General features: G+C 40.7%; 2 protein-coding genes. Both read right to left on the reverse strand.

The features are described 5' to 3' along the window. Positions 1-513: 513 nt before the first annotated feature. Positions 514-1725 carry a M20 family metallopeptidase gene (locus F6K54_RS41970; RefSeq protein ID WP_293090417.1) on the reverse strand — a complete coding sequence of 404 codons (1212 nt, stop codon included), beginning with the start codon at positions 1723-1725 and terminating at the stop codon, positions 514-516. 165 nt (positions 1726-1890) lie between these two features. Further along, positions 1891-2589, reverse strand: coding sequence for a dethiobiotin synthase (bioD, locus tag F6K54_RS41975; RefSeq protein WP_293090418.1), 699 nt, complete (start codon positions 2587-2589; stop codon positions 1891-1893). Positions 2590-3495 lie beyond the last annotated feature (906 nt).

Below are 3495 nucleotides of genomic sequence, written 5' to 3' on the forward strand. Positions count from 1 at the left end.
CTATATTCATTTAAAACTTGTCCTTAAGCACAAGGTATTATTGCTGAAGTCCGCAGTTCCTCCGGAGGAGGCTAGCTGAAGTCCGCAGTTCCTCCGGTAGGAGGCTGGCTAATAGCTGAATGCTTACGGCTGAAAGATGCTTACCCATTATGAATTCATCATCAAAGTTATGATAAAGTAAGCATTCAGCAGTCAGCTATCAGCTATCAGCTAAGGAAGAAGGAAGAAGGCGAAAATTGATTTAATAGCAAATACATAACTTCTAACTTCTCTGTTTGGTCAAGTTTTATCTTAAGAAAGGTGTTTATAAAGTATAGTTTTAAGAGCAGAGTTTTATTACTGAGAACTGACAGCTAATAGCTGAATGCTTACATGATAAAAATGAAAAAGATTACATACTCTTCAAGAGTCATCTTAAGATGACTTAAGCTATTAGCCAAGGATTTTAATCCTTGGCTTAAGATGACTTAAGCTATTAGCCAAGGATTTTAATCCTTGGCTTGGCAAGCCTTTCTAACTACAGAATTTTTCTACACAACGCATAAACATTTCCACTCCTATTCCTAGAGCAGTTTCATCAAAATTAAATCTAGGATGATGGTGCGGATAAGCTAAATTTTTCTCGGCATTTGCTGAACCTAAAAAGAAATAACAACCAGGTACTTCTTGCAGAAAAAATGACATATCTTCACCCCCCATAGTTTGACATTCAGGTACAACACCCGCAGGAGTTTCTACCAATAATTCAGCCACACTTCTAACTAAATCAGTTATTTTTTCATCATTAATTAACGGGGGATAAAGAGGAATATAATTAAATTCAAAACTCGCCCCATGACTTTCACAAACTCCAGCAATAACCTGCTCAATTCTTTTAGCAAAATAATCTTGATAAGCCAAATTAAAATAACGTACAGTACCACCCATTCTGGCAGTATCAGCAATCACATTAAATGCCCGACCTGCTTTTAACTCCCCAACCGTGACAACCGCTGAATCTATAGGATTAATATTCCGAGCTACTATTGTTTGCAAAGCATTAATAATTTGAGCTGCAACTACCACAGAATCTACAGTTTGATGAGGCATTCCTCCATGCCCACCTTTGCCCACAATTGTGCAATTAAATCTTTCAGTAGCTGCCATTAAAGCACCACTGCGGACTCCTACTTTGCCCAGGGGTAAATTATTCCACAAGTGCAAACCAATGATGGCATCCACATCAGGATTTTTCAACACCCCCGCTTCAATCATTGGTTTAGCGCCTCCAGGCCCTTCTTCTGCTGGCTGGAAAATGATTTTTACGATCCCATCAAAATCTTGGTGATGGGTAGCCAGATAGTAAGCAGTGCCTAGAGCGATCGCTGTATGTCCGTCATGGCCACAGGCGTGCATCACACCATTATGTATCGATCTATATGGCACATCGTTTAATTCTTGAATTGGCAAAGCATCTAAATCTGCCCTGATAGCTAATACAGGCCCTGGTTTACCACTGTCAATAGTTGCGAGGATACCTGTTTTCGCAACTCCTTTTTGATGTTCGATGCCCCACTCTTGCAATTTTTGGCAAATAAATTCCCCTGTTAAATATTCTTTGAAACCTAGCTCTGGTCTTTTATGGAGATGTCGTCGCCATTCAACTAACAAAGGTTGTAGTTTTCTAATTTCTGGACGCAATTGAGATTGAGTAACGGAATTTGAAGTCGGAATAGTTGAAACCATATTTTTTATACCGAGTTGTTATTTCCCTTATGGGTTTAATACCCCACCGTCAACGGGGGTGTTCAAAATTGTTTTGTGTGAAAATCCATAAGCAATTTTTCCTTCTGCCTTCCCCTCCTGGGAGGGGTTAGGGGTGGGTTGCCTCCTGCCTTCTGCCTTCTGCCTTCAATTTTTGATTGTGGTTGGTAAGGGCAAAAACTTCTCTAAATCTAAATTAGAGGCTGCTGTTGCTAATTTGTCTAGGTTGTTAATTTCTGGTAAATGTGGTATAATTCCACAGATTTGTACTTGAGTTAAGGATTGAATTAGTTCAACAGGAGTCCAGTCAGCAATTTCTTGCTCTGAGCAAGGTTGAACGCAGTTGAGGATAATGCCTCGGAGGTTAACCTTCATTTGACGAGCTAGAGCAACATTCGCTACGGTTTGAGCGATCGCGCCTAACTTGATTGGTACAACCAAAATAGTAGGTAAATGCCAATCCCTAGCTATGTCTGCCACCATCAGTTCGTGAGTGACAGGAGAACCTAGTCCTCCTAAACCCTCCACTAACACAAAATCTTTTTGTTGTCGTAATCTTGCAAAAGTTGACCATACCCGATCTAATTGTACCAGACGACCTTCCCGTTCTGCAGCTACAGGAGGAGCAACGGGTGTTTTATACCATAAAGGGTTAATTTCGTCAAGAGATTGGTCTAGAGAAAATAATTGAGTGTAAAGTTCGCGATCGCCTATGCCAGTTTGAATAGGTTTAAATAAGCCTAAGTTGCGGTCTTTATGGTAAGTTTGCCAATAAGCAGCAAGAGCGAGAGTCAATATAGTTTTACCAGCGTCGGTATCGGTTGCAGTAATTAAAAGTTCTTTCAAAGTATTTACCTTGGAATATCATTTCTGGATTTTTAAATTGTAATATCTTCAGGAAGAAGAAAGAAGGAAGAAAGAAGGAAGAAGGAAGGAAGAAGGAAGAAGGAAGAAGGAAGAAAGAAAAATCTTGCGTTATATCATGTCCGGATAAGAGCGATCTGGAAAAAAACCAAAACAGTAACTTGCAGTGCAAATCTTTTTATTCTCCCTACTCCCTACTCCCTACTCCCTTATTTACTAAGTATTCAACCGGACATGATATTATCTGAGTTTTAAGCTTTTGATCTGTCCTAAGCTTTGCTTCTACTGCTATACAACTTCAAGTTATATCATGTCCGGTAGCACCGTTTGTGTATAAAATTAAGGTAAAAATGGGAGAAAACCTTCTGCCTCCTGCCTCCTGCCTCCTGCCTTCCTTCCACCAAAGTCTAATTATTCAACCGGACATGATATTAGTTAAGTGCAGAAAATAAGTCTTCATATTTTCATCCTGGAGATGGGGGAGTAGCGATCGCTTCCGTAGTCGAAACCCAAAATATGATTACTTCGGCTGTCGTTGGATCGGATATTATATCATGTCCGGATAATTAGTGATAAAAAAACTTTCTCCTTCAACTCCAGTTCTTCTTCTTTCTTCCCTCTTTCCTCCTGACTCCTGAGGACTGAGGACTGACTCCTCCGTAGTTATTTATTTATCACTGTTCAACCGGACATGATATTACAGCAGTTTTCATTTGGGTAGATCACAGTAGGGACGTTCCATGGAACGTCCCTACAAGGTTTTATATCATGTCCGGTTGAATACTTACACTTTGGAGGAGGTAAGGCAGCGGGAGCTGGAGGCAGGAGGCAGAAGCGGTGCGACCCCGCGGGGCGCGTCAGACGCAAGGGAATGCGCACCAAGAGAGG

Origin of the sequence: Okeania sp. SIO3B5, from assembly GCF_010692555.1 — a bacterium.
Classification (GTDB): Bacteria; Cyanobacteriota; Cyanobacteriia; order Cyanobacteriales; family Microcoleaceae; genus Okeania.

Excerpts from the sequence above, each read along its gene's own strand:
- F6K54_RS41970 (WP_293090417.1), bottom strand. The coding sequence starts at position 1,725 with ATGGTTTCAACTATTCCGACTTCAAATTCCGTTACTCAATCTCAATTG.